Source organism: Pseudomonas nitroreducens (assembly GCF_014204515.1).
Classification (GTDB): Bacteria; Pseudomonadota; Gammaproteobacteria; order Pseudomonadales; family Pseudomonadaceae; genus Pseudomonas; species Pseudomonas nitritireducens_A.
Genome location: NZ_JACHLI010000018.1, coordinates 48,567 through 74,802, shown reverse-complemented (window position 1 = coordinate 74,802; position 26,236 = coordinate 48,567). Strand labels below are relative to the sequence as shown.

The window sequence follows — 26,236 nt, the reverse complement described above, 5'->3', positions numbered from 1 at the left end:
AAAGAACCCCCGCATTGCGGGGGTTTCTTTTTGGGGAAGACTCAGGTGCCCAGACCCGGTCTCTCCCACTTGATGGCCTGAAGCCTCAACTCTTCAGCGCAGCACCCAGACCTCACCAGTTCGGCGATCTTAGGCAGGGCGACGTCGGCCGTCTCCTTGATCAGGTAGATGAAGTCCCAGAGGTGATCCTGGAAGCCCAGACGTCGGAATTCCAGTTCTTCGATCACCGCCGGCAAGTCGTAGCTGGCGTGCGGATCGACGTAGAGAATCGGGATGTTCCTCCAGCAGGCCTGTACGACGAGGCGAGCCAGGTATGGGAACATCATCGAGGTTCCGCAGATGATCAGCGCTTGGGCGTCATTGGACACGAACCGTTCAGCTTCCTGAAGCTGGAGCGCGTCAATGTTCTCGCTGAACAGCACGATGTCCGGGCGGATAACCGCACCTCCTTCCCGCATGCACACGTAGCAGCGCGGCGGAATCGGATCGTCCTCGCCCAGGGCAGGGAAGCACTCTCCACCGCACTTCATGCAGCGGAAGCGGTGAATCGACCCATGGATCTCAATGACGCTCGATGACGGCACCTTAGCGGCGCGGGACAGGCCATCCACGTTCTGGGTGATCTCCAGGAAACTTTCGCAGTTCTCCTGGATGACCTTGATGGCGTGGTGGGCAGCCGAAGGCTCAGCAGCGCGGCAGCCGGCAATGAAGCCCTTCAAGTAGTGCCAGATGACCTCGGGTGTACGCTCAAGCGTTCTCCTGGACAGCAGCTCAGTGATAGGGCGGCCGACCTCATTCTCGATAGCAGTGTAGCTGCCATCCTCGCCACGGTAGGTCGACAGGCCAGCCCCAACACTCAGGCCAGCTCCGGTAATCATCATCAGTTTCATGCGCGTTCTTCGTGCCTCAGGGTTATGTGAGTTGCTGTCGCGCCTTCCGATTGTCCCGTTCGATCAGCCCAACTCTGGCAGACGCTTTGTCTTCAAGGGACACACTGCCAACCGGCAGGCCACCCAGGTCAAAGCGCAGTCCGGACACGAGAATGCCGTGGTAGTAGAACCGGCGGGTACACCACTGGGTCAGGGCGCGGCGCAGGCGACTACGGGTCATCTCGATGCCCAGGAAAGACAGCGTTGTCAGGATATCCGTGTGGATACCCACCTTCAGCGGCCGGGCGTGGTGTGCACCTTTACGTGGAAATGCGACCGGAAACAGCGTTTGAAGCAGCTCCAGGTCAGCGACCAGCTGGGAATACTGGGCCTGATTGCTTGGGAAAACACGGTTGGTCATGGCTCACTCCTGCGATTGCGACTTGGCCAGATGATATCGCTGGGCACTGGCCGGGCGGTAGCAATTTATGGATAATTGCGAGCATTCCATTTTTCGTTCCAGGCGCCAGTGCTATGACCGTCAATTCCTCCCTATATCTCAACGCACAAGCAGCCGTAGAGCCTTTCAAGAAAGCTGTGCTGAAGCGACAGGTCATCATTTGCCTGGGGTTGTACGTGGCCTTCACTCTTGTGGGGCTGATCGTACCGCTCGTTGACGGAACATGGACTGCAGCACAGGGGGTTTTGACTACCAACCTGATTTACATCTGCGCCATCCTCATGCATTTCGCAGGTGACGAAGCCTCGAACGTCGAGGTCGATGACGCCACGCTGAGCAAATTGGCAGACATCGAAGGTATGCCGGGTGACCTGATCAAGTCCCTCCTCGGCAGCGCTGACCACAAAGGACGCATCTCCAACAACTCCCTAAGCTTCTTCCTGAAGGAGCTGGCCAAGTACAGTGATCAGCAGACCGACAAGGTCGAGAAAGACCTGCGCGACCAGGAGCCTGGAAGGGCTAAACTGATCGCATTGGCCAATGAGGAACCCAAATGACGAACCCTACCCTCGAAGAACAGGTTGTTGCTCGCTACAAGGACTGCAACAAGCTCAAGGCGAGCCTGGTGGGTAAGGTCTTCGGGATTGTGGTGTTCGCTTACGTGGCCCCGTCAATCCTTGGGGCAGGATTCGTGGGCTGGCAGTACCTGGAAGTTGGATTCCATTGGTCGCTGGCCATCACTGGACTCGGAGCGAGCGGCGCCGGCTATGCCATGTGGTACATCCTCATGCGCTTGACGACTAAGCTCAAAATCAAAGAGCGCGACCCTCTGCTCAAGCAGGTAATGGAAGCTCTGGAACACCCAACCAAAGCAAAGCTCAAGGCGCAGCTGAGCCTGGATGTGTATGGTTACATCCCCTTCCAGGTGCTCTGGCAGGCCCTGGCGGTCGAGATGAACGAGATCAAAGGCGACCTAGACGTCTAATACTGACAACCTAACGCAAGGATGCGCACTCCCTGGAGACTGCGCGCGTGAAGTTCGTGACCGAGAAGCACGGAAATAACCCCGACAAGGGTAATTTCGACGCTGATTTTCCCCGCATCGCCTTCCTCAACGCCACCTGCGGCTGGACTGCCATGCAGCCCCAGAGCCCGCACAGGAACCTCCTGATGGTCATGGCCGATGACCTGGTGCGCAAGACCATCTTCCATGGCCTGACCGGCCTTCTGGAGCGCAACGACATGCTCTCGTTCCAGGGGAAGAAATGGGCCTGGGAGAACTCCACCAAGACCGGATTCCGCTCAGCCCCCATGTGCCTAGCCGACGGTCGTCGGATCATCGAGTTCTACCTCGAGCACAAGCAGCGCGGCACCAAGGTGCTAACCGTCTCCTGCGAGTACGGCAAAAGCCGCTCTGTCACTACTGCCAACTTCCTCCAGGCTGTCGACCAAGGGCTTTCTCCGCCGGCTGACACCGACGCCCCCAACGAACACATCAGTCGCCAGCTGCGCATGGCCTGGGATGAGCATCTGAAACGCCAGTCACGCGTGTAGCCGCCCTGTTCCTGATCCGACAAAAACAAGAAAAAGAGATCAACACATGCTTTCGACGCCAGAGCCGACCCAGGCTGGGCCTTTATCTCAAACTGAAAGTGTCGAGCCAGGTCTCCGCACGAGAAAGCCCATGTTCGGCCATCCTGAACTTGAGCAGTTCTATTGGGATATCAAGCGCAGGCTGATCGAGCACAAAATCTTCAGGATCTGCACGGTAGAGGAAATTCCGAACAAGGGGCTTACCCGGATCATCATTTGCAGCCTGTGGCGGATTGATAGGCTTACAGACGGGTCTGTGAAGCTCTACACCTACTCCACAACCTCAAAGAAGTGGAGCCGAGACAATCGACTCGAGGCCTGGCCGAACGTCCCTCTCTGGCCAGTTCAAGCTACCCAGAGCCTCTCCTGGTGGGAACATCTGCTGTCCAAGGCCATTGAAGTTGTGATGAAACAGAACGGCTACGAGGCTCTGTGCAAGAAACGGGAGCACAGGGACACAGCGTTCCTGGTTGAGAAGTCACTCCTCAAGTTTTACCTGCCAAGGCAGGTTCGTAAGCGAACGAAGAAGCCAGGTGGCCAAACGAAGTACGTTCGGAGGGACGGCTTCATCACCAGTGCAAGTGGGAATTCCGGGGCTCGGGCCCTACGCGCCAGCTTCTACGATCACATCAGAGAGACCGAGCTCTTCAGTGCGGCGATGGCCATCCACCCTCGGATGGGCACCCTTAAGATGTACCTACGCTATGCGCTACAGGCCGAACATGTGAAAAGGATCGCTCGGGAGAACCGCAACCTACTCCCTATCATGGCCAGGGTCGGAGAAAAGTACTGGCAGCAGCAAGACCTGTTCTCCCGCCACAACTGGGTACTACGGCCTGGAGAAACGATTCTGGCTCAAAGGCGTGGGTTCACTGAGCTGAACGCATCATTCCTGACCCCGGCCGGATGGAAATGGGTCTGCAGGTCGTCGATTACCGTGGTTGAAGCACTCACAAAGCAAGACATGGGGCGAGGGATGAAAATCGACCTTATTGAAGCCCTGGCACACGCCAATATCACGGTTAAAGTGCCGGCGTTGGTCTGGTACAAGGTGATTAATCTCGGCAGCAGAATCCGAAACATCGATCAGAATCGGGTAGCCACATCACGGTTCCTTAAAGCGTTCGTCACTGAAGCTCACAGGGTCTGGAAGACAGACGGCTTCAATCAGCTCAAGACATGGCTGAAAAACCGAGCCCACCATGGCTTGATCGACTGGCTGAACTTCGAGGGGTTTGCGCTGGGGTTCCCTGGCAAGCATGACGGGATGGCGTCTTTCAATCGCCACAGTGTCGATTGGCACCACAGGATGACCCTCAAACGGCTTGAAGGGAGCGAGAACCTTAAGTGGGAAAGCGATCTGGCCGAATGTGTAATCGACGGGTACACCTGCAGACCGCTTACAAACCATGCAGCCCTGTCGAAGGAAGGATATGAACAATCCCACTGCGTCGTAAGCTATGTGTATCTGTGCGCAGATGATCTCTACAGGGTCTTCTCTATCATCTCGCCTGGTGGTGAACGGACAACCCTCGGCCTCGAATTGCACGGCGACCCAGCGCTCTGGAGTGTCCAGCAGCACCAAGGCTATAGCAACGAGGCGATCCCTGAAGCGGCAGAGGCCATTGGTGACAAGCTCGCAACTCTGTATAGCGAGGCCTACCTGAAACGACTTGGCAAACGGAAACGACGATAATCTCCATGCCTGTTTGAGACGACACTCCCTCCCCCAGCATACTGGGGGAAATGGAGCCCTCTACATGAAAGTTCAGCTCAACATCATCGATCCATCCATCGTCGCCGAAAGCCGGTCTGCTACCTTCGTCTTTGGCATTGCCCAGACCAATCAGCCGATCACGGACTATGACCTGAAGCTCCTGTTGCTCTACCCAGGAGAAGGTGATGTCCCGCGCTTCCAGCTAGTAGATTCAGACGAGAACCTGAAGGCCCGTGACGACAATGGCTGCACAGACTTCCCAGGATACTTGCACCAACCAATCTGGCGTGGCCTCGCTGCAGGCTATACCGGAGGCGAAGTGGCCTTCGTTAAAGCTCCGCACCCCGACAATGAGAACACCTATGTCTTCTTCGGCGCCATCTCGGGCTCTGAGATCCAAAAGCTGAGGGCGGCCAGCGGTAGAATCCTCCAGGCAGTAATTCCTGAGAACCCTGCCGACCGTTCTATTTCGGTATCCGCCCTAAAGGAAACCGGTGTCATGGCAGCACACACCATGGGCGACAACCTCTACTCGATCCTGAAGAAGCCGATCTGGGGCTTTGGTGAGGAGAAGTCCGCGCTGATCTATCTGGGTGATGCAGATACCGCCCGCAGGCTCTACGACGCGAGAGAACGATACATCCAGACCGGGGAACGAGATCGTGAGGCTATCGACCTAGGCGTAGGAAATCAGCCTGATTACCGCAAGTTCCTGCAGCTCCTGAACAAGGAGATCCAGCGTGACTTCAGAATCTGGGAAAGCGAATCTGAGCAAAAAGCCATCGAGGCCGCATCCGACAAGGTGCTATCCCGGATTTTCACCGATGATGACGTAGGGTTCCAGCCTTGAGCCGCGCCCAGGCATTCATCGAAGGGGTGATTCAACGCCAGTCTGTATTGGAACGAGTTCTCTACTTGGCCCTGAATAAAGTGCTGACCGGCTACGCAGGGTTAGACAGAGATGCCCGCACGGTTGCCCAGTACCGGGTTGCTGTGGTCACCAGCGGGGCGCGCGCCAACAACATCGACCTCTTCGGCCAAGGAGTGGCCGAGCTATTTGGGGTGATCCGCCTACCGGATGCTGAGTACCGGGCCACCACCGGGTTGGAGAGGTACACCCCGGATCAGATTGCGATCCAGGCCGGGGATGGTATGCAGGCCTATGCGCAGTTCATGTTAGAGCTGTCTCAAATCAAGGAAGCTCGCCAGGACACCCACAAGGCGCTCATCGAGACTTTCCTCTTTGTCGAGGAGGTATCTCCCGGTGCAGGCGAGGAGCTGTGCAGGAGCCTCGCAGAAGCCCTTTCCAGCGATCCGAAGGAACTACCCACGTGGTTGGGTACAAAAGCTCCGCATGAGGCCTCTGAGGCATTCGGCGCGGCTTTGATGACCGCCCTTGAGAACCACCTGGGTGATGAGCAGCTCTATGCACTCTTCGACCGAAAGCAACATGCTCGCGTGGCCGCCCGCTTCAACTGGCCTCCCTGCATAGGTCGATCAACCGACAAGGTTGCCACAGGAATGATGCTCGACGTCTTGGACGTCTAGAGCTAAGCCCGCATTACCCCCACAAAAGGGAAAGCGCCCTGTTGGGCGCTTTTTCGTTCTCATCATGGTTGCAGAGAGCTAGCCCAATGTAACGGAGGGTTCATGGGTCTTGCCGTAATACTTGCGGTCGTAGTCAGCGAACGCCTCGCGATGGCTGCAGTTCCACTGAGCGAACGAGCTCATGGGAATCTGGAGGCTGTCCAGGTCAGCCTTGTTCTCCGCGTAGAACTTCTTCGCAAAGGTGAACAGGGCTTTATAGTCTGCCCCTTCTGGCATCAGTTCGTCGACATCATCCTGCAGCAGTGAAATCCTGAGCTGCCTGTACTTAGCATCCTCTTCATCGAATAACTTGCCGCTATCTTTCTTATCGACGAATACATATTCGATGGCACTGTGGACAATGTAATAGCAGGGAACACCCTGGTAGTACGAGCGATTACACCTGATGTGGTAATCGTTAATGAACTCTGACTTCTTCGTTAGATTGAAGAGCTCCAGGATTTCCTTATCGATCTTCAGGCTGGGAGCGATTTCCTTCATGAAGTAGCTAGTGGAAATCTCTTTCGACAGTGGCGAATCGCACATCTCATTGATGTCATCGCCGTTGGCTTCTACGCAGCGTGTTACGAAGTAATGGGGCATGGAACTCTCCTCAGATAGGAACAGTATTCCATGCCCGCCAAGGCCCGGACAATGCGGCCAGAACCGAAGGGCTACTCGCCTTGGTAGGCGCCCTGCCAGGGCGAAATCGACGATGCCTGGACGTGAAGGTATGGCGCCTTCTCAACAACCGCTTTCATGGCCAGACGGCGGGCCGAGAAGGTGTCCTTCTCCCCTTCCAGTTCCAACTGCGCCAAAGACTTGCCTACGCCGTTCACCAGGATGACTGGGTCGACACCGTAGCCAGGAGTTACCATTTCGCAGATGGTGCCGGGTGTCTCACCCAGGTAACCGTACACGGTGCCGTTGAGCAGCACCCCCAGGCGTACTTGCCAGATCACGGGAGTGCCGACTGCGCACTCCCCCCTGCGCAATGCAGAAACACGGTACTTGGTGTCCACGACAGGCTCACCGTCGATCACGAGGATCGCGTCTTCGACCATGCGGCCCTCGCCGGCGGCCAGAGCCTTGTAGATCAGCACCTCATCGGGCGAGCCCATGACCTCCGCCAGATCCTCACCCTCCTGAATTCGCAGGCCAGCGCCAGCAAAGCGTCCGTACTCACGGATCTTGGTCTGGTTCGAGGTGACGATGATGAAATCAGCCAGGCTAGGGGGAGACATGATCAATCGTCCTGTTCGTTGTTGACCGGCAGGCCGAGCAATTGGCAGATTCTATTTGAGAAAGCCTGCTTAGCCTCGAGGATAGTGTCATAGTGAACTTCATCGGGAGTGCCATGACTCATCACAGAAGAATCGCTCACATTCCAGCTCAAATCCCCATGGTTATAGGTTTGCGTGAGCCTGAGGGTTATCTGGATGGTCTCCTTCTTGAACTCCACCGAGTGCACATACTCGCCAAGCACAGATTCGTGGTAGTCACTCATGATCTCCTCTCCCCTTGCATATCCTTAAGAACCGGGCGTGAATGGTACTTCTGCCCTACTCCATCGTCAATTTCCCAAAAAAAGAAGGCACCCGAAGGTGCCTTCTCTAACCTGACCCGCTCGACTACTTGATGTAGTTGAAGAGTGACATCTGCTGGGTCTGTACGAACGCTTTCTGAGCAGCCGAGATAGCGGTTTGCTTGAGGGTGTACTCGGAGATGGCCGCGTCGTAATCGAGGTCGATCAGCGAGGAGATCTCAGCCTTGTAGTTGAGCGCGCGGTTGCTGGATACCGAATCGATGGTGTCCAGCTCCGAGAGCTTCGAACCCAGGCTGGCACGCACGGTCAGCACCTTGTCCAGGTTGCTGTCGAGCTCGGCTGCGACCGAAGTCAGCGTGTTGCGCAGATTCGCCTTGTCGGCGTCGGTGTTCACCGGGTTGTTCAGCGCGTCGATGGCGTCCTTCAGCGACTTGAACATGTCCGAGTTCGAGTTGGTGCCAGAGGTGATCTGGAAGCTGTCACCATCGGCCGGGGTGCCTTTCAGCACGATGGACATACCGTTGGCAGTGATCTTGTCACCGTCGGTGTATGCCTGCGGCGTGCCGCCGTTGATGGAGTAGTACTTGGTGCCGGCGACGTCGGAGAACGTGATGTTCACGGTCTGGCCGTAGTTCGGGTCAGACTTGTCGAAAGGCAACGGCTGCTCGTACTGCACCGAGCCGGTGTTGTTACCGGAGCGCGCAACCAGGCCGGCAGAGCCGTAAATGCTGGTGAAGATGTCGCTGCCCGGCACAGTGGTCTGCATCAGGCGCGCGCTGTCCACGCGCTGCTGCACCTGGCCCTGGTCGCCGACGTACACGATGTTGCCGGTACCATCATCCTGGAACGGTGGAGCGTTGTCCTGGTAGCCGCCGAACAGGTACTTACCGTTGCCGTCAGCCGCGTTGGCCTGGCCCAGCAGGGTCTCGTAGATTCCCTGAAGTTGGGTGGCCAGCGCCTGGCGGTCGGCGTTCGAGTTGGTGTCGGTCAGGCCCTGAACCAGCGACGTCTTGGCGGCAGTGATGGCCTCGGTGACGCTGTTCAGGACGCTTTCGGCCTGGGACAGGGCGTTCTTCGCGGAAACGCGTGCGTCGGTGTACTGGGTGTTGAGAGCTGCGGACTGAGTGATGCCGATGGCCTTGGACATAGCCAGCGGGTCATCAGACGGGTTCACGACACGCTTGCCGCTTGCGATCTGGTTGCTGATCTTCATGAACGCGGACGACTGATAGTTCAGCTGCGCCGTGCTCTGCTTGAAGATGGTTACGGTACTGATGCGCATGATGAGTTGGCCCCTTAGTTCACGATTGCCAAGATGGAGTCAAAGGTGTTCTTGGCAGCGTCGATGACCTTGGCGCTGGCCTGGTAGTACTGCTGGAACTTGATGAGGTTTGCAGCCTCTTCGTCCATGTTCACGCCGGAATCCGACTGCTGCAGGGCAGAAAGCTGATCGGTCAGCGCGTTCTGTACCTTCAGGTTGGTCTGGGCTACGGCGCTGCGGTTGCCGATGTCAGTAACCATGGAGGCGTAAGCCTGGTTGAAGGTGCTCACACCCCCTACCGTCTTGGCGGTCTGCAGAGCCTGCAGGGCCAGGGCGTTTCGGTTGTCACCCGTACCGGTGCCACCAGTCGGCGAGCCGGCGGCGATCTGACCAACGTCAGTCACCAGGTTCTCCATGGTGGCTGCAGCCTGCTCGAGCGGGCGCACCAGGAACTTGTCGCCGTCGGCCGGCGTACCGTTCACGGTCAGCTCCATGCCGCCGAAGCTCAGTGTGGTGGTGCCCACCGGGAAGGTGTTCAGCACTTCGCCGGTATCCTGGCGGGTCACGGTATATCCGGAGGTGGAGTTGTAGCTGATGTTGTAGTCGTAGAGCGCAACCTGGCTGGCGTCGGTGAACTTCGAGTCCAGGGATGCGGTGCCGGTGTTCTTGGCGTTGGTGTAGGTGACCGGGTCAGCGACTGAGAAGAACTGGGTGCCGGCATTGCCGCTCAGATCAACGCCTTTGGCGTGCTGGTCGTTGAACGACATGGCCAGGGTGATAGCCAGCTGGCCGAGGCGGTTCTGGGCGGAGGTCAGGGCCTCATTGCGGAACTGCAGCACGCCACCCAGGCTGCCACCAGTGATGAACTTCTCGCGCACCTGGGTCAGATTGCCGTTGCCGTCGCGGTAGCCGATAGTGGTGCGCGTCGGGTCTTCGGCCGACTGCATAGCCTCCAGCTTGAAGCTGTTGGTGCCGGCGACCAGAGACAGGCCGTTGCCGATGGTGACGTTATAGCTGCCGCCCTGATCGACGACGCTGACGTTCACGAACTGAGAGAGCTGGCTCACCAGGTAGTCGCGCTGATCCAGCAATGCGTTTGGCTCGTCGGAGCTCTTCGCCCTGGCCAGGCTGATCTGCTTGTTGAGGTTAGCGATGTCCGAGGCGAGGTTGTTGATCTGGTTTACGTCGGAGCTGATCTCCGAGTTCACGCCGTCGTAGAGGCTCTTGATGTAGCTGTCCAGCGAGCGGAACTGGGCGGTCATGTTGTCGGCGCTGCCGATCACACCCTGGCGCGCGGCGGTGTCAGCCGGCTCGGAAGCGAGGTCTTTGAGCGATGAGAAGAAGCTGTTCATCATCGTCGAGACGTTCGCGTCGTCGTTACCCAGCAGCGCGTCGAGCTGGCTGATTTTGTCGCTGTAGGAAGACAGGCTGCTGCTCAGGGAGGTCGACTTGTTCAGCTGCGCCGCCACGAAGGAATCGAACTGACGCTCGATAGTGGTGACCTGAACCCCGGAGCTCATGAGGTTTTCGGTCAGCTTGGCGATCTGACGGTTGTAGCCGGGGGTATCGACGTTGGTGAGGTTGTTGCCCGTCACCGACAGAGCAATTTGCGCGGCGTTGAGGCCGCTCAGACCAGTTGAAAAAAGACTCATGGGAAACCAGTTCTCCGGAAGTATCTACGACTATCGGCAAAATTTGCCCAACCCTTTAGCGGGAATCGCATATCCGTAAGCAGAACCGGGGCGCTTTTTCCATGAAATTGCGCGTACCGCCCGCGCCCGCCGGTTACCCGGCGGGGAAAATCATCAATCTACTGCCTTGCTACCAGCACCGACACTCGATTCTATCGCTCTGCTCCAACTTGCGGCAGAGGCAACAGTGGTCGATTTGTCAGAGCCCATGGTGTCCATCACCGCCACAAGCTTGCGGCCGTAGGCCGGGTCAGTGGCATAGCCGCTGGTCTGCAGGGCGTAGGCCGCAGCCTGGGCGTTAGGGGCATTCACGACACGAGCGTAGCGCGGACTTTCCGCGATGAGTCGACCGTAGTCCGAGAACGCCTCTTCGTAGCTACTGTAGGCCCTGAACTTCTCCACGGTGCGCACAGCTTCGCCATCAACGTACTCGGTGGTGACCACACTGGCGGTCTTGCCCTTCCAGTGGTCGCCGGCCTTGATGCCAAAGAGGTTGAAGCTCTCTCCCCCACCGCTGGTTCGAATCTGATGCCGGCCCCAGCCAGTCTCCAGGGCAGCCTGAGCCAGGATCACCTGGGAAGGTACGCCGGAGATCTGAGAGGCCTTCTCGGCCGACGCAGACATGCGGTTGACGAAGGACTTAACGTGGGCAGGAGCGATAGCGCTTGGAGTGGCGGCACTCGCCACCGCGAATGGGTTCTGCTTCGAAGGTGCAACGGGATGCTCATCAGCCTCTGCGCCCACCGTGGCCCGGTAACCGGTCGGCAGCGCGTTGGTCAGTCGGCGTGGCTTGGCGACCGGGATACCTGCAATCAGATTCTCCTGGTACTCGGCCTTGTCACCATCGATCAGGCCCCTGGCCTTCATCTGCGCTTGGATCTGCTTGGCCAGACCAAACCCCTTGCCACTGGCCAGGTGCTGAGCCATCTGCTGGTCGTACAGGTCGTGATAGACCTGCATCTGTTCAGAGGTCTCGCCAGCCTCAGGGTTGGCACTGCGCGCCGAGCGCAGGATCTGCTGAATGAACATGGCCTCGAACTGCTTCGTGGCCTCGCCGGCAGCCTTGCTGGGATCTGCCTTGGCCAGGCGTTTAAGCCCAGCCATGCCAGATTGGTCGAGGGCAAAGCCTGACGTGAGGGATTCGGCTGACATCAGATGATCTCCAGTTCAGCGCGCAGCGAGCCAGCGGCCTTCAGGGCTTCCAGGATGGTCATAAGGTCTTGCGGGGTAGTACCGAGGGCATTCAGGGCTTTCACCACGCTGGCTAGGTCTGCAGAGCCTTGAATCACGTGCAGGCCCCGCCCGGTCTCATCGATCTTGATGTTCGACTTGCGAGTAGCCACGGTTTGCCCATTGGACAGCGCGCCAGGCTGACTGACGTTCGTGTCGGTGTCGATCACGATGGACAGGTTGCCGTGCGCCACAGCGGCCTTGTAGAGCTTCACCCCGCCATTGAGCACGACGGCGCCGGTACGGCTGTTGATGACAACCTTCGGCAGCGCCTCAGGCGGAAGCACGTCGATCCCATTCACACGCCCGATGAATGCCACTCGAGCATTCGGCGATGACGGGGCATCGAGGCGGATCAAGCCAGCATCGACGGCAGAAGCGACCGTGCGACCGAATTTGTCGTTGATGGCTGATACCATTTGGCCGGCGAGGCCGAAGTCTGGATTCTTCAGCTGCAGATCCAAGGAGGAATCCTTGCTTGCCAGCTCAACCTCGATTGCGCGCTCAACGGTGGCACCGTTCTGGATGCGGCCGCCATCTTGTTGGTTGATCGCCACACTGCTGCCGCCGGCTGAGGCGCCAGCACCTACACCCATCAGGTTGCCTTGGGCCATGGCATACACCTGGCCGTCCAGGCCCTTCAGCGGAGTCATCAGCAGCGTACCGCCGCGCAGGCTCTTGGCGTTACCGATGGACGAAACCACTACGTCCAGCTTCTGCCCAGGACGGGTGAACGCCGGCATCCGGGTGGTCACCATCACGGCTGCGATGTTCTTCAGCTGCATGTTGGTGCCCGGCGGCACAGTGATGCCCAGGGAAGAGAGCATGTTCAGCAGGCCCTGGCCGGTGAACGGGGTCTGGGTAGTCTGGTCGCCCGTTCCATCCAGGCCCACAACCAGGCCATAGCCGGTCAGAGCATTGTCACGAACACCGCCGATGTCGGCCAGTTCACCCACCTTCTCGGCCTGCGCGGCCGGCGCCAGCGCCAGGCCCAACGCCATGATCGGCGCAAGCAGCATGCTTTTGAGAGCAAATTTCATCATGTCGGCACCGGTCAGAACGGGTTGATGTTCAGCCACAGGCGCTGCATCCAGCCCATGGTCTGCGCTTCGTTGATGTAGCCGTCGCCGACGTACTCGATGCGCGCGTCAGCCACCTGGGTCGAAGGCACAGCGTTCTGTACGGAGATGGTGCGCGGGTTCACGGTACCGGAGAAACGGATGTACTCCTTACCCTGGTTGATCCCGATCTTCTTCTCGCCAACCACGAACAGGTTGCCGTTGGGCAGCACGTCCATCACGGTCACCGTGATGGTGCCGGTGAAGGAGTTCTGGGCGTTGGAGCCGCCGGCACCCTCGAATTTGTTGGCCCCTTCCACGTCCAGGCCGAGCTCTCCGACCTTCTTGATCTGGCTCGGGATCAGCGTCGGGGTGAACTTTGAGGTGGCATTGTGGCTGGCGTTGGATGCCGACGACTTGCTCGCGCTCACCTGTTCGTTCAGGGTGATCGTCAGAATATCGCCGATATTGCGCGGGCGGCGGTCTTCAAATAGCGGTTGGTAGCCGTTCTGGAACAGGCTGCCCTTCTGGGAGGCCGCCTGGGTGTCAAAGGCCGCCTTGGAAGGCGGCGCTTTGTCGACGACCGAGCCATAGGGAAGCTGCGCACAGCCAGCGGCCGTGGCGATAGCCACGGCCAGCGGGAGGTTACGGATCGTTCTACGTGCTGATGCGCGCACACTACACCTCATCATGAGTCCTGGGGCTTAGAGCTGGTTGAGTCGAGCGAGCATCTCGTCAGCCGTTTTCACGACCTTGGTATTGGTCTCGTAGCCGCGCTGGGTCTGGATCATGTTGACCATCTCCGAGACGATGCTGACGTTCGAGGACTCGACATAGCCCTGGTACAGGGTGCCAGCGCCATTCACGCCCGGTACGTTCTCGGTGCGCGGGCCCGAGGCTTCGGTTTCGCGGTAAAGGTTGCCGCCAATCGATTCCAGGCCTGCGTCGTTCACGAAAGTGGCCACCTGGATCTGGCCGATCTGGGTGCCTTGGGTGTTGCCTGGCGTGGTGATCGTCACGACGCCGTCCTGAGCCACGGTGTAGGACAGTGCGGTGTCCGGAATCACGATAGCGGGGTTCACGGTGTAGCCATTGGAGGTGACCAGCTGGCCGGTCTTGTCCGTATGGAAGCTACCGTCGCGGGTATAGGCATCGGTGCCGTCGGGCATCAGGATCTGGAAGAAGCCCTTGCCGCTGATCGCCAGGTCACGGGAGTTGCCGGTTTGCGACAGTGTGCCCTGGGTGTGCAGGCGCTCGGTGGCCACCGCACGGACGCCAGTGCCCAGCTGCAGGCCAGACGGCAGGTTGGTCTGGTCGGAGCTCTGCGAGCCCACCTGGCGCAGGTTCTGGTAGATCAGGTCTTCGAACACCGCACGCGACTGCTTGAAGCCGTTGGTGCTGGTGTTGGCCATGTTGTTCGAGATGACATCGAGTTGGAGCTGCTGGGCTTCCAAACCGGTCTTGGCCGTACTCAGTGCGTTTATCATCGCTTGTTACCCCTGAATGAGTGTTGGGAACGACTGTCCGGATCAGGAGATCCGGAACAGGTCGTTCGCGCGCTGGGCGTTGTCGTTGGCCGTGGAGATAGTCTTCATGTTCATGTCGTAGCGGCGCTGCGACGCGATCATGTCCACCATCGAACTGGTCGGGCTCACGTTGCTCCCCTCTAGAGCGCCAGCGGTGAGGCGCATGTCCTCGTTGGCGGCCAGGGGCTGACTTACGCCCTGGGCGTCGGGCTTGGAGCGAAACAGACCGTCATCGCCACGCACCAGCTCGTCGCGGCCGGCTTTGACCATCTTCAGCTTGCCGGCCTGGGCGATGGTGGTCGGGCCCTGCCCCGCCTCGATGACACTGATCGTGCCGTCCGGGCCGATGGAAACCTCGGAATCCAGCGGCACGTTGATCGGGCCGTTGTCACCGACTACCGGGCGGCCGCCGATCAGCATCTGGCCATTGCGGTCGACCTGAATGTCGCCGTTCTTGGTGTATGCCTCACGGCCGTCCTGGGTTTGAACAGCAAGCCACGCGTTCTGCTCCAGGGCGACGTCCAGGTTACGGCCGGTGGTCTGGATGGGGCCCATGGTGAAATCGGCGCCAGGCGTCGTCTCATAGGCCAGGGTGCGGGTTTTCAGCCCGTCACCCTGCACTTCCATCGACTTCATCGCATCCAGCTGCGCCCGGAAACCGGGCGTGCTGATGTTCGCGATGTTGCCAGCCAGTACCGCTTGCTGATGGAACGACTCAGAAGCCGCCGCCATCCCGGTGTAGATCATCCGATCCATCTATCAGTTCCTGAGGTTCACAGCTTGCTGGAGAACCTCGTCGTTGGTCTTCACGACCGAGGAGTTCGCCTGGTAGGTGCGCTGGGCAACGATCAGCTTCACCAGCTCGCCCGTCAGATCGACGTTGGATGCCTCCAGCATGCCGCTCTGAACGGTGCCGAACTGACCAACCCCGGCTGTACCCAACAGGGCCTGGCCGCTTTCGTTGGTCGCTGCGAACATATTGTTCCCGATGGGGTTCAGCCCTTCCGGGTTAAGGAAGTTGGCCAGCTGCAGTGTGCCCAGGATCAGAGTCTGCTGGTTGCTGTAGTTGCCTACGACGTTGCCGGACTTGTCGACCGAGATACCGACCAGGTCACCGTTGGTGTACCCGTCCTGCTTTGTGGAGCTGTTGTAGAAGTCGCTGCCGAACTGGGTGGTGCCAGTCGCATCGAAGCTGAAGTCCAGGTTGGCCGCGCCGTTGGTCATGGCGAACTGGAAGTTGGACGGGGTGTAACCCGTCAGCGTGCCGTTGGTGGTGAAGTTCAGCGCCTGGGGGCCCGACGCGGAAGCTACGCCGTTCATGCTTGCGTACACTTCCCACTGGTTCACGCCGGTCTTCACGTAGTTCATGTTGACCGTTTGCATGTTGCCCAGGCTGTCGTAGGTATTCACGACAGTGGAGAACGAGTAGGTGTCCGGATTGGTCGGGTCGAACGGCAGCGTGATGATGTCGCTGCCGGCATCCAGGTTGACGACCGAAGAGACAGAAGTGGTGGCCTTGGATGGCATGCTCGCCGTGGATACCTGGATCGGGCCAGAAGCGCCCATGAGCAGAGCGCCTTGAGCGTTTTCCAGGTTTCCGTTGACGTTCCTGGTCACCTGGCCGTTACGGGAATAGCCGACGGTGCCGTTGGCCTGCAGGAAAGTGAAGAAACCTCCCCCTGAGATCGCCAAGTCGAGCCCTCGACCCGTAGTTTCCAGGTTGCCGTTGTTGAAGTTCTGCTGAATGCCGGCGACCTGAACGCCTTGGCCCACCTTCGAACCTGCGTACATGTCCGCGAACTGCGTGCTCTGGCTCTTGAAGCCGTAAGTCTGCGAGTTGGCGATGTTGTTACCGATCACGTCCAGGTTCTTGGCGGAACCGTTCAGTCCACTGAGTGCTTGTGCGAAACCCATTAGTTTCTCCAGATGTTATGGCCCCGCAACGGGGCCAAAAGTCAGTTCACTTTGGAAAAATATGCGCGCACATCCTTGAGGTTCACCTGGCCGTATACCGCTCCGAGGTCGAGCATTACGTTGTCACCGTCCATCTTCACCGAGCCAACGAGCGCATAGTTCAGCGCCGTAGCAGTGACGGAGGATCCGTCGCCGGATACCGCGACCTCGAAGGTGTAACCGCCATCCGGAGCGGTAGATCCATCTTCGAGCTTGCCGTCCCAATCGAACGAATTGGTACCGGAAGACACCGACTTTTCCTCGTACTTACGCACGACTTCGCCGGCAGAGTTCTTGATGCTGATGGTCACCGAGGACGCATCGCCAGACAGGTCAACGCCAATCGGGGTGGTTGTCCCCTCGACAGCGATAACGCGGTTGCCCGGAACCAGCACACCCGAGCCGATCAATTGGGTGGCCTGTAGGTACTGGCTGGCGTTGATCTGCGAGGTGATGCCTGCCATCTGGGTGGTGAGCTTGTCGAGGCTCGACACCTGGTTGATCTGGGCCAACTGCGAAGTCATCTGCGAGTTGTCCATCGGATTGGTCGGGTCTTGGTTCTTCAGCTGAGCCATGAGCATGGTCAGGAAGTTCGCACTCAACTCCGAAGCAGTGTCCTTTTTGGCACTGGAGGTGTTCGTGGAGCTTGCGCTGGCGAGCGAGTTATCGATTGTGGTGGCCATTTCGGTCTCAGTTCTCGCCCATGGTGAGTGTTTTTTGCATCAATTGCTTGGCGGTGCCCATGATCTCCAGGTTGGCCTGGTACGACCTGGATGCGGCCATCATGTTGACCATCTCATTCACCGGGTTCACGTTCGAGGTTTCGATGTAGCCGTCTTTGTCCGCCAATGGGTGGCCCGGCTTGTATTCACGATGCAGCGGAGCGGTGTCTTCAACGAGCTTGGTGGCTTGCACGCCCCCCAGCCCCTCGCCTCTACCCTGGGCTTCAAACATGACTTGCTTGGCACGATATGCTTCGCCGTTTGGGCCGGAGACGCTGTCAGCGTTGGCCATGTTGGAAGCGGCGGCGTTCATGCGAATCGACTGGGCGCTCAGGGCACTCCCCGAAATATCGAAGATCGAGAACATAGGCATGGGATGGGTTACTCAGGTTGCATTGCGGCCTTGAGGCCCTGGATTTTCCGACCCATGAAGTTCAGGGCGGCTTCGGTGCGCACGGTGTTGTCGGCGAAGTTCACACGCTCCATGTCCATGTCGACGGTATTGCCGTCTAGCGATGGCTGGGCCGGCGTGCGGTACAGCAGCTGCCTGGCAGGGTGCGACTCGGTGCTCATGGCGATGTGGCGGCCATTGGTGGTCGACATCTCGAAAGAGTCATCCTGGGCACGGCCGTCGGCCATGACACGCTGCATTTCGGCGGCGAAGTCGAAGTCGCGGGCCTTGTAGTTCGGCGTGTCGGCGTTCGCGACGTTCGAAGCCAGCACCTTCTGACGCTCGTTACGCAGATTCAGTGCTTCACGGTTGAAATGGAGATCGCTCTCCAACCGGTCGAATGTCGGCATGCCATACCCCGTTTGTGATGAATGGGCATGATACGACATAGCAACAAGTCGCTATGGTCGAATAAGAAAGAGCTTTTTCGTGCATATCGAAATAGTTACCGCTATTTCGTGGCGACAACTCTCCGGAAGCGGAATAAGCGACATATTGCTGTGGTTTTCTGGCAGAATCGCACGCTGCAATACCACCCTAATTCACTCAGCCATCATGAGGATGCCTGTGAACTCGAAAGCAGCCCTGGCTACCCTGCTCTGCTGCGCCAGCCTCAGCGCACTTGCGTCCCCCCTGGAAGACGTAGCGTCCCTGGTCACCGATCAGCTCGGGCAGGACGCCGACAACGTCCGGGTCGACATGCCACAGGCGGATCTCGACGAGCTGCTCAAGGGCTGTGAAGTGCCTACTCCGACCCTCATCGGCACAGCGCCTCAGCGCGGTGGCCGCATCACCGTGACCTTCAGTTGTGGAGGTAGGCTGGACAGCACCAGGCCAATCATCGCCAACGTCACCGTGAGCGGCATGTATCTGGTGGCTGCGCGCGCAATCCCCGCCGGGTCTGAGCTTCAGTCAGACGACCTTGAGTGGCGTACCGGCGACCTCAGCAAGTTACCGCGCAACCTGGTGGAGTCCCTCGAGGACGCGGAAGGCAAGACAACCATTCGCCCTATCCCCAAGGGGGCTACGCTCCAGCCCAGCACACTTAAAACCCAGCCTGTCGTTACCCGCAACGCAGAGGTTAGAGTGGTGGTAGCAGGAACAGGCTTCCACATTGAGGGGCGAGGTGTCGCACTGGAGAATGCCGGCCTCAATGAGTGGGCAAAGATCAAAATGCCCGGCGGCGAAGTTCTCCGGGCGCAGGCCACCGGCCTGAATGAAGTCCTTGTTACCCAGTAGCCTGCTCGTCGCTGCAAAAATAGAGGTCAAGGTTTTGCCCATTTTTGCCGATATTGAGAAGAAGAAACTGAGGATTTTATCGTGAAGATTGATGGTGGGTTTGGCGCAAACGTAGTCCTGGAGGGCCGATTCGGCTCATCCAGGCAAGAAAAGAAGGAATCCCCTTCCAGCTCTGAGGCCGCTCAGCTTGCCGATACCGGCGCGCACAGCGAAGCAATCGACTGGGATAGGATCAACGAACTGCGCCAGAAGATCGCCGAGGGCAGCCTGGAGATTAACTACGAGAAGATCGCCGACGCGTTCCTGCGTGACGAAAAGATGCTCTCGGGGAACTACTGATGTCTCGGGCGCGCATCAGGGAAGCGTGCGGATTCTATCTCGAAAGCTGGGTCGAGATGGAAGCAACGATGCGCGAAGCGAATGCTTACCTGCGCGACGTCCGCACCGATCCAACCAACGATGACACGCCTCAAGACCAGGACATGGCTTTCCTGGCGTGGGAAATCCACTATGAGGAAGGCCGAGTCGCAGAAGTCCAGAGTGAGCTCGGTTTCGAGTATGAGCTCGACGGCTGGTTCGCCATGCTGGCGGCCTACGACTGCGAAGACCTGGCCCTGGCGCTCGCCGACGCCCTCGTGCGGCATGACATTACCAGCAGGGAGTACTGCTCCCTGTGCAACATCGAGTACGGCTCTCCTCACGAGAAGACCGCCCAAATCCTGAATCGCTTCGGTTACCTGCAATGAGCCTGATGAACCATCTTTCCCAGCAGCTCCAATCCGTAAACGCCCTGGTCGTGATCATGGAGAAGGAGCAGGCCCTCCTCAGCAGCACCTCATCTACCAGTGAAGACCTGCTGAAATGCTCCCAGGAGAAGGTTGAAGCGTTGGGCATCCTGGAGAACCTCGAGAAGCGCCGGCACGCGGCACAGCTGAAGTTTGGCTATCCCGACAACCGCGAAGGAGCTGCCCTTGCCGCCAAGGATCAGGGCTGCAGCTCGATCTGGGATCGCATCCTGGCCGCCACAGTCAGGGCAAACCAGCTCAACACGCTGAACGGTGAAATGCTCAACAGCCGCAAGAAACTGAATGACCAGATGCTCAAGATCCTGAAACCAAGCGAGCAGAAGCTGTACGGCCCATCGGGCCACTCGGTTGACCATGGGAAATCGCGCGTCGACTACAAAGCCTGAGAACAAGAAGATGACTGAGACGACCGAAGCGCTATCCCTTGCCCAGCTTGAACAACTCATCGACTGCACCGAAGAGGAGATGCCAAGTCTCCGTCAGGTGCAGATGCTGGCTTCCGAGGTACTGCGCAACCGCAGCTACGGCAGCATGATCCCTGACGCTGATTCTGAGCTGAAACAGCGGGCCGGCATCCTGCTCAAGAGCTTCAAGCAGAATCCGCAGCTGGAAGCCGCCCTCGCCCGCGTCCAGGCGCTCCTGGGCGACAAAGTAGGGACGGATATGGTCGCCACCCTGAAGGACGCCTGCCACTTCATCATCGGCGACGCCGGCCTGGATACCGGCGAATGGATCGACATGCCCCTGGATCTGCTCAATCAGATCGAGGCGACTATTCACGACGCGGTTGGACACGGCGCCAGCCACAACGTGAAGAACCACAACACTGCCCTGATGAACCTCCACAAGTACATCCAGAACGCCAACGGCAGTTCGCACACTCTTGTGCCCCAAGCCTTCGTCAGCCAGGCAATCTCCGCCATCGAAGAGATCACCTACGGGAAGGTCTACTCCGAGAGGCACCGTGAAGAGCTACTGGACAACCTGCGCGGCTATGAGAACGACGGCCCCTTCCCTCTGCCAAGCCGCACCTGAGCCCATCGCATGAAAGCGCCATCGCTCCTGAAGAACCTTTTCTCCAAAAAGGTAGGCCTCCTGATTTTGGTCTACTTACTGATCGCAGCCGCTATGGGAGCAGTATGCTTCTGGGTGCCCCCCCGAAGTGAGGCTGCGTTCTGGGCACTTTTCGCTTTCGTTTGGTTTGGATGTGAGTTTGCGCTGATTCACCTCTCCAGTGATCCTACGCCCTAGCTGAAAAAGAAAAGGCGCCAGGAGGCGCCTTTCTTCTTTCTGCAGCTTCAGCTTCCGGCCAGGACTTTCGCCAGCCCATCGAAGTAACTGTCGATAACGTCGGCGTTCTGGTGCGCAGCGTAGGCAGTGCTGAACTGGCCATGCATAGACAGACCGTTCGGTATTCCGATTGCGGAGTTATCGGTAAACTTCGGCTTCAGCTGCACGTAGTAGAGGAACCCCTCGCAACACACCTCAGTCCACCGACTCTGAGGCCTGGCGTTATCCAACTCGACGATACCAGGAACAGGGCTGATATCGACCTCCACCCTGAACAGGTATTCGGATACCAACTTCTCGCCGGCAGGCCTTGAGGCTACAAGCACAGTGTTGACCAAGGCATTCACGACCGTTCGCCGGCAGCACTCCGCCTCAGCAAACTCTAGATTGTCTTGCGGGAACTGCCGGAGTACCCGGTAGCGGTACGGAGTTGCATGGCAACAGGGACAGTACGCCTCTTCTGGGTCATGCAGCCAAGCTGGGAGAGCATAGCGTTCATCCTGCATCTCCCCTTCACGCTCTAGAACCTTGCTGCAGCAGTCCGCCCTACAGAGGGTCTTGTTCTGGTGGCGCAGGTAGGAGACCTGCTCCAGCACCAGAGGCTTGGCCTGACAATGAGGGCACGACTCGTTAAAGATTGTGAGCATGTGACGTCTCGTTACGGTGCCTACCCATCAGCGCTGCGAGTTTGAGTACCGCCATCCTGGATGCCTGGTATTTGTCGTCCCCATGGGGCACGTTGACGACTCGCAAAGGTTCACCGACACAGAGGTAGCTGGCCACAGCGACGCTGCCATTTTGGCCAAGCTGCATCTTCAGGTCAGTTGCCAACTCCAGCGCCTGGCCGGAGTCATGCTGGGGTTCCCATCGGAAGGGATCGCTGCCCGGCCGGCGAACCAGGAAGATGCCGTCGAAGAATCCTACGACTGCCAGCCCGGCCGCATAGGCGGCATCGCGCAGCATCTCTACCAGTTCGTCGGCGGCGCCCATGATCAGCAGGCCACGCTGTATACGGTGCCCTGTGCTTCAGCGATGGCCAGGCCAAGCGCGCGGATGTCCAGGGAGATGTTGAGCCACCAGTACATCGCTTCGTAGATGAAGATACGCATGGTGCGGTCGTACTTCTGATCTAGCGAGCAGTTGTACACATCATCGCGCTGATTTTGGTACAGCCTGATAACGAACTTGCATGTCACGTCCTTCTCAGGCTGGCGACGATCGAAGGCTATGCGCTTGATTCCGCTCAAGATTTTAACGTCGTCGAGGCCGAGTTTACGGGCCTGAATTTTAAGACGCTCCAGGTTGGCCACAACGACGTCTTTCTCATGGATGAAGTTGTAGAGACCAACGGTGTATTCACCATTGGTGCTACGCGCGTTCCAGGGGGAATCCGCCAATTCGATGATGGCGTCCTGCATCTCTTGAGAGATGCGCATGACGAATTTGTCAGCGGTGCGGGAGTCCGGGGTGAGCTTAGAACGTCGAGTCATGGGGCCATCTAGCTGTAGGCGCGAAGCGCGGTTGAACGGTCTGCAAGGTGCCCGTGTGGTGATGGGCTTGTTGTCAGAATTGAAGGATTGGCAATATATGGAATATTGCGTCACCAAGCAAGCCTTTTGTCATCATTCAGGCCATTTGGACATGATCTGAATATTGCGTGAATTGTCGGGCAAGCTGCTGCTTCGCAATTTCCTACAAAACGAAGCCCCTCACGGGGTCTTCGCAAGCTGCAGAGGGCTGCTACAGGGCCTCGCCCTGCTGCTTGATCTCGAAGTCGTAGTAGACCGTCACGGGCTCACTCCAGAGAGTGCTGAAAAGGTTGGCGACAAGCGAGCGGGAGCTTTCGAGCAGCTCCTTCGCCTCTACAGGCGTCAGCTTGTCGAGGTTGATCAGGAAGTCCGCATCAGCTTTGATCGTGGCTCCCTCGCCGGGAATCCCCACCGAGCGGTCGCCTTTGCTGGTTACGAAGATGGTTTCGATCTTTTCCGGGTAGCTCATCGCACGCTCCTTGCGTTGGTGATGGTGCTTAGTTGATGGGGATCGAGTAGAAAATCATCCCGTTCCTCATCGCATCGGCCGGGTCGATGATTTGACCCTTGTCGAAGTGGTTCTGGATGGCCAAGGCTTCACATTGCCCCTGCCCCTGTTGGACGGAGATGACCTTGCCGACGAGATGCTTTCGGGTAGAACCGTTGCTCTCGCCGGTAACGGGGTCTGAGTCCCAGGCCACATCCAGTCCAGGAACAAATTCGTTGAGGTTGGAGATGACTGAACCTCCGAATTGGCTGGCCATGGCTTTGCCCTGGGCCTTACGCAGGGCCGCCACGCGGCGAAGGTCGATCTCTTCACGCTCAGCCACCAGCTCGCGCCAGCGAATCGCGTCCTCGTCTTGCTCAACCGCGATCCCTAGAAGGCCATTGCCGGCGAAGTTCTTGGCGGCTCGGTTGGCTACCACCTGGCGGAGCTCAACTTCAATGTTCAGGCGACGATCCACTTCCTGCAGAGCGCGGTACATGTTCGGCGCCGAAGCGATCAGATAGGCGTTTGCACGGGCTTCTGCAGCCGAAGGTGCATCGTTACCGCCCTCCGCCACCGGCACACCGTCCGAGACCTGAACAAAGGCCAGGCCGCTGTGGTAACCCTCATGGCTGATCGTTGTGCAGTTGCACTCAACGACGTCCCTGCACAGATGCGGGTACTGCCATTCGCCTTTGGTGAAAGCTTCGCCTGACATGATGCTCCTTGGTGGATGTCTGAAAACACGAGCGCTTGAAGAACCGGCTTTTTACAGGAAATTGCAAAGGATGGCAATCTGATACATTATGCGCGCCCTGTGACCTGCCCCTTGCGTAGGCAAGGTCGAAGCGACCCTGAGCGCCAGAATATTTTCATCGTTTGTAGTGACACTGTGACATGAAGTCGTGATATATTTTGGCCATCAAAAACAGATCGATGTAGCTTCCCCAGCTGAAGCTCCACAGCAGACCAACCTGGAGGGCAAAGGATGTCCAAAGAAACTCACGTTTTCCGCCTGGAGCTCCCCAAGGTAGCCGGCGCAAGCGAAGCTGATGTGAAGGACTACGTCCTGAGCGCAGTAGCCAGCATGACCGGTGCACTGAACCCTGAAGCACCGCTCTATGGAGCCTACAAGGATGGATCGGTGAGCCTTAAGCGCCTGGTAGCTGCCAAAGCACCAGCCCCCGCTCCGTTGCCGGCTCCGGCCCCCAAGCTCGATGAACATCGCTGGACAGCGCTGTGGAATCGCCTGGATGGCCACGTCCCCGATGGCAGCTTCGAACTGGTTCAGAGCGCCTACTCCGCTCCTGACCGGGCTTACCACGGTGTGGCTCACATCCTGCACTGCCTGCGCATGTTCGATTTCTACCGCCACATGTTCGAGGAGCCCGACCTCGTTGAGCTTGCGCTGTGGCTGCATGACGTGGTCTACGACACTCACAGCCGTGATAGCGAAGCGCGCAGCGCGGATCTGGCCGAAGGGTTCCTTCGCGAAGTCGGCCTGGACTATCACGCCCATGCCGTCCGTGCCCTGATCATGTGCACCCGCCACGACGAGCCGGCCTTCGGCCCCGACGCGGCCCTCCTGGCAGACATCGACCTTTCTATCCTGGGCGCAGACCTGGATACCTACATCCAATACGAGAATGGCGTGCGCCAGGAATACTCCTGGGTTAAGACTCAGGACTTCCTCTACGGCCGCAAAGAGCTGCTCCTGGACTTCGTCAACCGCAAGGAACTCTTCCAGACCGACGTTTTCCAGGGGCGTTTCGGTCGTCAGGCTCGTTCGAACCTCTATTACGAACTCAATCACGTCGATCTCGATATCTCGGCGCTGCACGCAAGGAGCGTGTGATGACTCTCTCTGTCCTCCCTTCACCGCCGGCAGGCTACGAAATCATCCTCTTCGGCACCGTCCAAGGTGCTGATCGAGTTTATAACCCCAGCGAGAACACCTGGGGCGCGCCTGGCCAGATGGATTTCGAAAGCATCGGCTACCGCGTCGAGGTGTACCACTGCGTTGCACGTCTCAAGAACCGTGTTCGCGCAGATGACACTGGCCTGGTGTTCGGGGTGATGCCGGAGCACTTCGGTCACCGGGTGAAGATCAAGGGCATGAAGGTGTCCTACGAGCTGCTGGGGATCGACAACCAGGAGCAGAAAATCAAGGTCAGCTACCACGGGGGCCAGTGGGTCGACATCAAGCATGCGGCCCTGATTTCCAAGGTGCACTAAGCATTTTGAACGATAAGGCGCGCTGTCTAGGGCGCGCGTAGCACGGAGCTGTACCTTGAAAGGCTTGTTCGCGATCACCACGTACTTCAATCCCTGCCGCTACAAGCGCCGCCGGGACAACTACGACCGCTTCATGGCTGGCATGCGCAAGGCCGGCGTTCCCTGCATCACCGTGGAGTGTGCCTTTGGCGATGCGCCGTTCGAATTGCCTGAGTCCCTGGACGTCATCCACGTCCGGTCGGAGACTCTGGTATGGCAGAAGGAACGCCTGCTCAATCTCGCTGCCTCTTGGCTGCCCGAGAGCTGCAAGTATGTTGCCTGGCTCGACTGCGACATCCTGTTCGACAACCCCCGTTGGGGCCACGACTTGGTCAAAGTCCTGCAGAAGCACAAGGTCGCCCAGGTATGGGAAACCTGTCTTCGCCTCGACGCCGATGGCACAGGTGAAGCTGAACCGATGGCCTATTCCTTTGCTTCGGTGATGGCCATGAAGCCAGATTCCCTAAAGGAGGAGCGATACGACGCTCATGGCCACACCGGCTATGGCTGGGCCATGCGGCGTTCACTGTTCGACTCCCTCGGCCTCTATGAGGCCGCCATCAGTGGCTCATCCGACCACTTCATGGCGCACTGTATCTTCGGCGATCACTCCACCAGTTTCTGCGTATGCAATGCTCTTAAGAAAGACCGTGCCCAAATCGGTCATCTGCAGGACTGGGGTGATCGTTTCTACAAAGAGGTTCAGGGCAGCCTGGGCGTCGTTCCCGGCCAAATTCGCCACTTGTGGCACGGTGACGCTGAGAATCGCCGGTACTTCCTGCGTATGCACGAGATCACGGATCTTGGGTACAACCCCCATACCGACACCGTAGCCCCTCCCGGCAAGCCCCTCGAATGGGCCAAGGGCATGCGCAAACAAGGTCTTCGCGACTACTTCCACAACTACTTCGCCTCCCGTCTCGAAGACGGCGTTCCGACCTAAGGAC

Annotated in this window: 35 protein-coding genes; 14 read left to right on the top strand and 21 right to left on the bottom strand. The window is 58.5% G+C overall.

Annotated elements, in window-relative coordinates:
• Window positions 1-41: 41 nt before the first annotated feature.
• Together HNP46_RS21030 and HNP46_RS21025 are read right to left on the bottom strand one after the other, a co-directional pair.
• Window positions 42-890 carry an SIR2 family NAD-dependent protein deacylase gene (locus HNP46_RS21030; protein ID WP_184592810.1) on the bottom strand — a complete coding sequence of 283 codons (849 nt, stop codon included), beginning with the start codon at window positions 888-890 and terminating at the stop codon, window positions 42-44.
• Between the two features lie 22 nt (window positions 891-912).
• Entirely contained in the window at window positions 913-1,290 is a 378-nt protein-coding gene (locus HNP46_RS21025; protein ID WP_184592808.1) for a ProQ/FINO family protein, read from the bottom strand.
• Window positions 1,291-1,403: 113 nt separating this feature from the next.
• Between HNP46_RS21025 and HNP46_RS21020 the strand changes: the two genes are divergently transcribed.
• The 6 genes from HNP46_RS21020 (at window position 1,404) to HNP46_RS20995 (ending at window position 6,187) form a co-directional block, all read left to right on the top strand.
• Window positions 1,404-1,886, top strand: a complete 483-nt coding sequence (locus HNP46_RS21020) for a hypothetical protein (RefSeq protein WP_184592806.1) — start codon at window positions 1,404-1,406, stop codon at window positions 1,884-1,886.
• A complete protein-coding gene (locus HNP46_RS21015; protein ID WP_184592804.1) occupies window positions 1,883-2,314 on the top strand; it encodes a hypothetical protein in 432 nt (143 codons plus the stop codon). Before HNP46_RS21020 ends, HNP46_RS21015 begins: the two co-directional genes overlap by 4 nt.
• Before the next feature lie 47 nt (window positions 2,315-2,361).
• Window positions 2,362-2,883, top strand: a complete 522-nt coding sequence (locus tag HNP46_RS21010; RefSeq protein WP_184592802.1) for a hypothetical protein — start codon at window positions 2,362-2,364, stop codon at window positions 2,881-2,883.
• A gap of 130 nt (window positions 2,884-3,013) precedes the next feature.
• Entirely contained in the window at window positions 3,014-4,618 is a 1,605-nt protein-coding gene (locus tag HNP46_RS21005) for a PcfJ domain-containing protein (RefSeq protein WP_184592800.1), read from the top strand.
• A gap of 64 nt (window positions 4,619-4,682) precedes the next feature.
• Window positions 4,683-5,489: a hypothetical protein gene (locus HNP46_RS21000; protein WP_184592799.1), complete on the top strand. Its 807-nt coding sequence runs from the start codon at window positions 4,683-4,685 to the stop codon at window positions 5,487-5,489.
• Entirely contained in the window at window positions 5,486-6,187 is a 702-nt protein-coding gene (locus HNP46_RS20995; RefSeq protein WP_184592797.1) for a hypothetical protein, read from the top strand. The genes HNP46_RS21000 and HNP46_RS20995 overlap by 4 nt, the downstream gene beginning before the upstream one ends.
• Before the next feature lie 78 nt (window positions 6,188-6,265).
• Here HNP46_RS20995 and HNP46_RS20990 read toward each other — a convergent pair whose 3' ends face one another.
• From HNP46_RS20990 to flgB, 14 genes are all read right to left on the bottom strand, one after another.
• Window positions 6,266-6,829 carry a hypothetical protein gene (locus HNP46_RS20990; RefSeq protein WP_184592795.1) on the bottom strand — a complete coding sequence of 188 codons (564 nt, stop codon included), beginning with the start codon at window positions 6,827-6,829 and terminating at the stop codon, window positions 6,266-6,268.
• A 71-nt stretch (window positions 6,830-6,900) separates the two neighbouring features.
• Window positions 6,901-7,470, bottom strand: a complete 570-nt coding sequence (locus HNP46_RS20985; protein WP_184592792.1) for a non-canonical purine NTP pyrophosphatase — start codon at window positions 7,468-7,470, stop codon at window positions 6,901-6,903.
• Between the two features lie 2 nt (window positions 7,471-7,472).
• Window positions 7,473-7,733 (bottom strand): hypothetical protein, encoded by a 261-nt coding sequence (locus HNP46_RS20980; protein ID WP_184592790.1) that lies wholly within the window; start codon window positions 7,731-7,733, stop codon window positions 7,473-7,475.
• Between the two features lie 124 nt (window positions 7,734-7,857).
• Window positions 7,858-9,054, bottom strand: coding sequence for a flagellar hook-associated protein FlgL (flgL, locus tag HNP46_RS20975; RefSeq protein WP_184592788.1), 1,197 nt, complete (start codon window positions 9,052-9,054; stop codon window positions 7,858-7,860).
• 14 nt (window positions 9,055-9,068) lie between these two features.
• On the bottom strand, window positions 9,069-10,685 hold the full coding sequence (gene flgK / locus HNP46_RS20970; protein WP_184592786.1) for a flagellar hook-associated protein FlgK: 1,617 nt from the start codon (window positions 10,683-10,685) through the stop codon (window positions 9,069-9,071).
• 153 nt (window positions 10,686-10,838) lie between these two features.
• Window positions 10,839-11,876: a flagellar assembly peptidoglycan hydrolase FlgJ gene (gene flgJ, locus HNP46_RS20965; RefSeq protein ID WP_184592784.1), complete on the bottom strand. Its 1,038-nt coding sequence runs from the start codon at window positions 11,874-11,876 to the stop codon at window positions 10,839-10,841.
• A complete protein-coding gene (locus HNP46_RS20960; RefSeq protein ID WP_311771827.1) occupies window positions 11,876-12,994 on the bottom strand; it encodes a flagellar basal body P-ring protein FlgI in 1,119 nt (372 codons plus the stop codon). Before HNP46_RS20960 ends, flgJ begins: the two co-directional genes overlap by 1 nt.
• 14 nt (window positions 12,995-13,008) lie before the next feature.
• A complete protein-coding gene (locus HNP46_RS20955) occupies window positions 13,009-13,689 on the bottom strand; it encodes a flagellar basal body L-ring protein FlgH (protein WP_311771826.1) in 681 nt (226 codons plus the stop codon).
• Between the two features lie 27 nt (window positions 13,690-13,716).
• On the bottom strand, window positions 13,717-14,499 hold the full coding sequence (flgG, locus tag HNP46_RS20950) for a flagellar basal-body rod protein FlgG (RefSeq protein ID WP_184592780.1): 783 nt from the start codon (window positions 14,497-14,499) through the stop codon (window positions 13,717-13,719).
• Between the two features lie 42 nt (window positions 14,500-14,541).
• Window positions 14,542-15,294, bottom strand: a complete 753-nt coding sequence (locus HNP46_RS20945) for a flagellar basal body rod protein FlgF (protein ID WP_184592778.1) — start codon at window positions 15,292-15,294, stop codon at window positions 14,542-14,544.
• A gap of 3 nt (window positions 15,295-15,297) precedes the next feature.
• Window positions 15,298-16,452: a flagellar hook protein FlgE gene (flgE, locus tag HNP46_RS20940; protein ID WP_184592776.1), complete on the bottom strand. Its 1,155-nt coding sequence runs from the start codon at window positions 16,450-16,452 to the stop codon at window positions 15,298-15,300.
• A 41-nt stretch (window positions 16,453-16,493) separates the two neighbouring features.
• The gene (locus HNP46_RS20935; RefSeq protein WP_184592774.1) at window positions 16,494-17,174 is read right to left on the bottom strand and encodes a flagellar hook assembly protein FlgD; all 681 of its coding nucleotides are present in this window, start codon (window positions 17,172-17,174) and stop codon (window positions 16,494-16,496) included.
• Between the two features lie 7 nt (window positions 17,175-17,181).
• Window positions 17,182-17,586 carry a flagellar basal body rod protein FlgC gene (gene flgC / locus HNP46_RS20930; RefSeq protein WP_184592773.1) on the bottom strand — a complete coding sequence of 135 codons (405 nt, stop codon included), beginning with the start codon at window positions 17,584-17,586 and terminating at the stop codon, window positions 17,182-17,184.
• 8 nt (window positions 17,587-17,594) lie between these two features.
• Window positions 17,595-18,014: a flagellar basal body rod protein FlgB gene (gene flgB / locus HNP46_RS20925; protein WP_184592771.1), complete on the bottom strand. Its 420-nt coding sequence runs from the start codon at window positions 18,012-18,014 to the stop codon at window positions 17,595-17,597.
• Between the two features lie 217 nt (window positions 18,015-18,231).
• Between flgB and flgA the strand changes: the two genes are divergently transcribed.
• The 5 genes from flgA (at window position 18,232) to HNP46_RS20900 (ending at window position 20,744) form a co-directional block, all read left to right on the top strand.
• The gene (flgA, locus tag HNP46_RS20920; protein ID WP_221455056.1) at window positions 18,232-18,903 is read left to right on the top strand and encodes a flagellar basal body P-ring formation chaperone FlgA; all 672 of its coding nucleotides are present in this window, start codon (window positions 18,232-18,234) and stop codon (window positions 18,901-18,903) included.
• A gap of 81 nt (window positions 18,904-18,984) precedes the next feature.
• Window positions 18,985-19,242 (top strand): flagellar biosynthesis anti-sigma factor FlgM, encoded by a 258-nt coding sequence (flgM, locus tag HNP46_RS20915; RefSeq protein ID WP_184592766.1) that lies wholly within the window; start codon window positions 18,985-18,987, stop codon window positions 19,240-19,242.
• Window positions 19,242-19,649: a hypothetical protein gene (locus tag HNP46_RS20910; RefSeq protein WP_184592758.1), complete on the top strand. Its 408-nt coding sequence runs from the start codon at window positions 19,242-19,244 to the stop codon at window positions 19,647-19,649. The genes flgM and HNP46_RS20910 overlap by 1 nt, the downstream gene beginning before the upstream one ends.
• Window positions 19,646-20,095 (top strand): flagella synthesis protein FlgN, encoded by a 450-nt coding sequence (locus tag HNP46_RS20905; protein ID WP_184592756.1) that lies wholly within the window; start codon window positions 19,646-19,648, stop codon window positions 20,093-20,095. The genes HNP46_RS20910 and HNP46_RS20905 overlap by 4 nt, the downstream gene beginning before the upstream one ends.
• A 10-nt stretch (window positions 20,096-20,105) precedes the next feature.
• Entirely contained in the window at window positions 20,106-20,744 is a 639-nt protein-coding gene (locus tag HNP46_RS20900; protein ID WP_184592754.1) for a hypothetical protein, read from the top strand.
• 263 nt (window positions 20,745-21,007) lie between these two features.
• Here the strand turns inward: HNP46_RS20900 and HNP46_RS20895 are convergent, their stop codons facing one another.
• The 5 genes from HNP46_RS20895 to HNP46_RS20875 form a co-directional block, all read right to left on the bottom strand.
• Window positions 21,008-21,646, bottom strand: a complete 639-nt coding sequence (locus tag HNP46_RS20895; protein ID WP_184592751.1) for a hypothetical protein — start codon at window positions 21,644-21,646, stop codon at window positions 21,008-21,010.
• Window positions 21,630-21,989 carry a hypothetical protein gene (locus tag HNP46_RS20890; RefSeq protein ID WP_184592749.1) on the bottom strand — a complete coding sequence of 120 codons (360 nt, stop codon included), beginning with the start codon at window positions 21,987-21,989 and terminating at the stop codon, window positions 21,630-21,632. Before HNP46_RS20890 ends, HNP46_RS20895 begins: the two co-directional genes overlap by 17 nt.
• Window positions 21,990-21,991: 2 nt before the next feature.
• The gene (locus HNP46_RS20885) at window positions 21,992-22,489 is read right to left on the bottom strand and encodes an Arc family DNA-binding protein (RefSeq protein WP_184592747.1); all 498 of its coding nucleotides are present in this window, start codon (window positions 22,487-22,489) and stop codon (window positions 21,992-21,994) included.
• A gap of 250 nt (window positions 22,490-22,739) precedes the next feature.
• Complete coding sequence (locus HNP46_RS20880) at window positions 22,740-22,997, bottom strand: hypothetical protein (RefSeq protein WP_184592745.1); 258 nt, start codon at window positions 22,995-22,997, stop codon at window positions 22,740-22,742.
• Window positions 22,998-23,025: 28 nt separating this feature from the next.
• Window positions 23,026-23,733 (bottom strand): hypothetical protein, encoded by a 708-nt coding sequence (locus HNP46_RS20875; protein ID WP_184592743.1) that lies wholly within the window; start codon window positions 23,731-23,733, stop codon window positions 23,026-23,028.
• A gap of 270 nt (window positions 23,734-24,003) precedes the next feature.
• Here HNP46_RS20875 and HNP46_RS20870 point away from each other — a divergent pair, with 270 nt between their 5' ends.
• From HNP46_RS20870 to HNP46_RS20860, 3 genes are read left to right on the top strand one after another with little or no spacing between them, the layout of a single operon-like run.
• Window positions 24,004-24,870: an HD domain-containing protein gene (locus HNP46_RS20870; protein ID WP_184592741.1), complete on the top strand. Its 867-nt coding sequence runs from the start codon at window positions 24,004-24,006 to the stop codon at window positions 24,868-24,870.
• A complete protein-coding gene (locus tag HNP46_RS20865; protein ID WP_184592738.1) occupies window positions 24,870-25,250 on the top strand; it encodes a hypothetical protein in 381 nt (126 codons plus the stop codon). Before HNP46_RS20870 ends, HNP46_RS20865 begins: the two co-directional genes overlap by 1 nt.
• Before the next feature lie 55 nt (window positions 25,251-25,305).
• Window positions 25,306-26,232: a hypothetical protein gene (locus HNP46_RS20860; RefSeq protein ID WP_184592736.1), complete on the top strand. Its 927-nt coding sequence runs from the start codon at window positions 25,306-25,308 to the stop codon at window positions 26,230-26,232.
• Window positions 26,233-26,236 lie beyond the last annotated feature (4 nt).

Bases quoted from the DNA above. Each gene is read 5' to 3' on its own strand.
- HNP46_RS21030 (WP_184592810.1), bottom strand. From the start codon at position 890: ATGAAACTGATGATGATTACCGGAGCTGGCCTGAGTGTTGGGGCTGGC.
- HNP46_RS21025 (WP_184592808.1), bottom strand. From the start codon at position 1,290: ATGACCAACCGTGTTTTCCCAAGCAATCAGGCCCAGTATTCCCAGCTG.
- HNP46_RS21020 (WP_184592806.1), top strand. From the start codon at position 1,404: ATGACCGTCAATTCCTCCCTATATCTCAACGCACAAGCAGCCGTAGAG.
- HNP46_RS21015 (WP_184592804.1), top strand. From the start codon at position 1,883: ATGACGAACCCTACCCTCGAAGAACAGGTTGTTGCTCGCTACAAGGAC.
- HNP46_RS21005 (WP_184592800.1), top strand. From the start codon at position 3,014: ATGTTCGGCCATCCTGAACTTGAGCAGTTCTATTGGGATATCAAGCGC.
- HNP46_RS21000 (WP_184592799.1), top strand. From the start codon at position 4,683: ATGAAAGTTCAGCTCAACATCATCGATCCATCCATCGTCGCCGAAAGC.
- HNP46_RS20990 (WP_184592795.1), bottom strand. From the start codon at position 6,829: ATGCCCCATTACTTCGTAACACGCTGCGTAGAAGCCAACGGCGATGAC.
- HNP46_RS20985 (WP_184592792.1), bottom strand. From the start codon at position 7,470: ATGTCTCCCCCTAGCCTGGCTGATTTCATCATCGTCACCTCGAACCAG.
- HNP46_RS20980 (WP_184592790.1), bottom strand. From the start codon at position 7,733: ATGAGTGACTACCACGAATCTGTGCTTGGCGAGTATGTGCACTCGGTG.
- flgL (WP_184592788.1), bottom strand. From the start codon at position 9,054: ATGCGCATCAGTACCGTAACCATCTTCAAGCAGAGCACGGCGCAGCTG.
- flgK (WP_184592786.1), bottom strand. From the start codon at position 10,685: ATGAGTCTTTTTTCAACTGGTCTGAGCGGCCTCAACGCCGCGCAAATT.
- flgJ (WP_184592784.1), bottom strand. From the start codon at position 11,876: ATGTCAGCCGAATCCCTCACGTCAGGCTTTGCCCTCGACCAATCTGGC.
- HNP46_RS20960 (WP_311771827.1), bottom strand. From the start codon at position 12,994: ATGAAATTTGCTCTCAAAAGCATGCTGCTTGCGCCGATCATGGCGTTG.
- flgG (WP_184592780.1), bottom strand. From the start codon at position 14,499: ATGATAAACGCACTGAGTACGGCCAAGACCGGTTTGGAAGCCCAGCAG.
- HNP46_RS20945 (WP_184592778.1), bottom strand. From the start codon at position 15,294: ATGGATCGGATGATCTACACCGGGATGGCGGCGGCTTCTGAGTCGTTC.
- flgE (WP_184592776.1), bottom strand. From the start codon at position 16,452: ATGGGTTTCGCACAAGCACTCAGTGGACTGAACGGTTCCGCCAAGAAC.
- HNP46_RS20935 (WP_184592774.1), bottom strand. From the start codon at position 17,174: ATGGCCACCACAATCGATAACTCGCTCGCCAGCGCAAGCTCCACGAAC.
- flgC (WP_184592773.1), bottom strand. From the start codon at position 17,586: ATGCCTATGTTCTCGATCTTCGATATTTCGGGGAGTGCCCTGAGCGCC.
- flgB (WP_184592771.1), bottom strand. From the start codon at position 18,014: ATGCCGACATTCGACCGGTTGGAGAGCGATCTCCATTTCAACCGTGAA.
- HNP46_RS20910 (WP_184592758.1), top strand. From the start codon at position 19,242: ATGTCTCGGGCGCGCATCAGGGAAGCGTGCGGATTCTATCTCGAAAGC.
- HNP46_RS20905 (WP_184592756.1), top strand. From the start codon at position 19,646: ATGAGCCTGATGAACCATCTTTCCCAGCAGCTCCAATCCGTAAACGCC.
- HNP46_RS20900 (WP_184592754.1), top strand. From the start codon at position 20,106: ATGACTGAGACGACCGAAGCGCTATCCCTTGCCCAGCTTGAACAACTC.
- HNP46_RS20895 (WP_184592751.1), bottom strand. From the start codon at position 21,646: ATGCTCACAATCTTTAACGAGTCGTGCCCTCATTGTCAGGCCAAGCCT.
- HNP46_RS20890 (WP_184592749.1), bottom strand. From the start codon at position 21,989: ATGGGCGCCGCCGACGAACTGGTAGAGATGCTGCGCGATGCCGCCTAT.
- HNP46_RS20885 (WP_184592747.1), bottom strand. From the start codon at position 22,489: ATGACTCGACGTTCTAAGCTCACCCCGGACTCCCGCACCGCTGACAAA.
- HNP46_RS20880 (WP_184592745.1), bottom strand. From the start codon at position 22,997: ATGAGCTACCCGGAAAAGATCGAAACCATCTTCGTAACCAGCAAAGGC.
- HNP46_RS20875 (WP_184592743.1), bottom strand. From the start codon at position 23,733: ATGTCAGGCGAAGCTTTCACCAAAGGCGAATGGCAGTACCCGCATCTG.
- HNP46_RS20870 (WP_184592741.1), top strand. From the start codon at position 24,004: ATGTCCAAAGAAACTCACGTTTTCCGCCTGGAGCTCCCCAAGGTAGCC.
- HNP46_RS20865 (WP_184592738.1), top strand. From the start codon at position 24,870: ATGACTCTCTCTGTCCTCCCTTCACCGCCGGCAGGCTACGAAATCATC.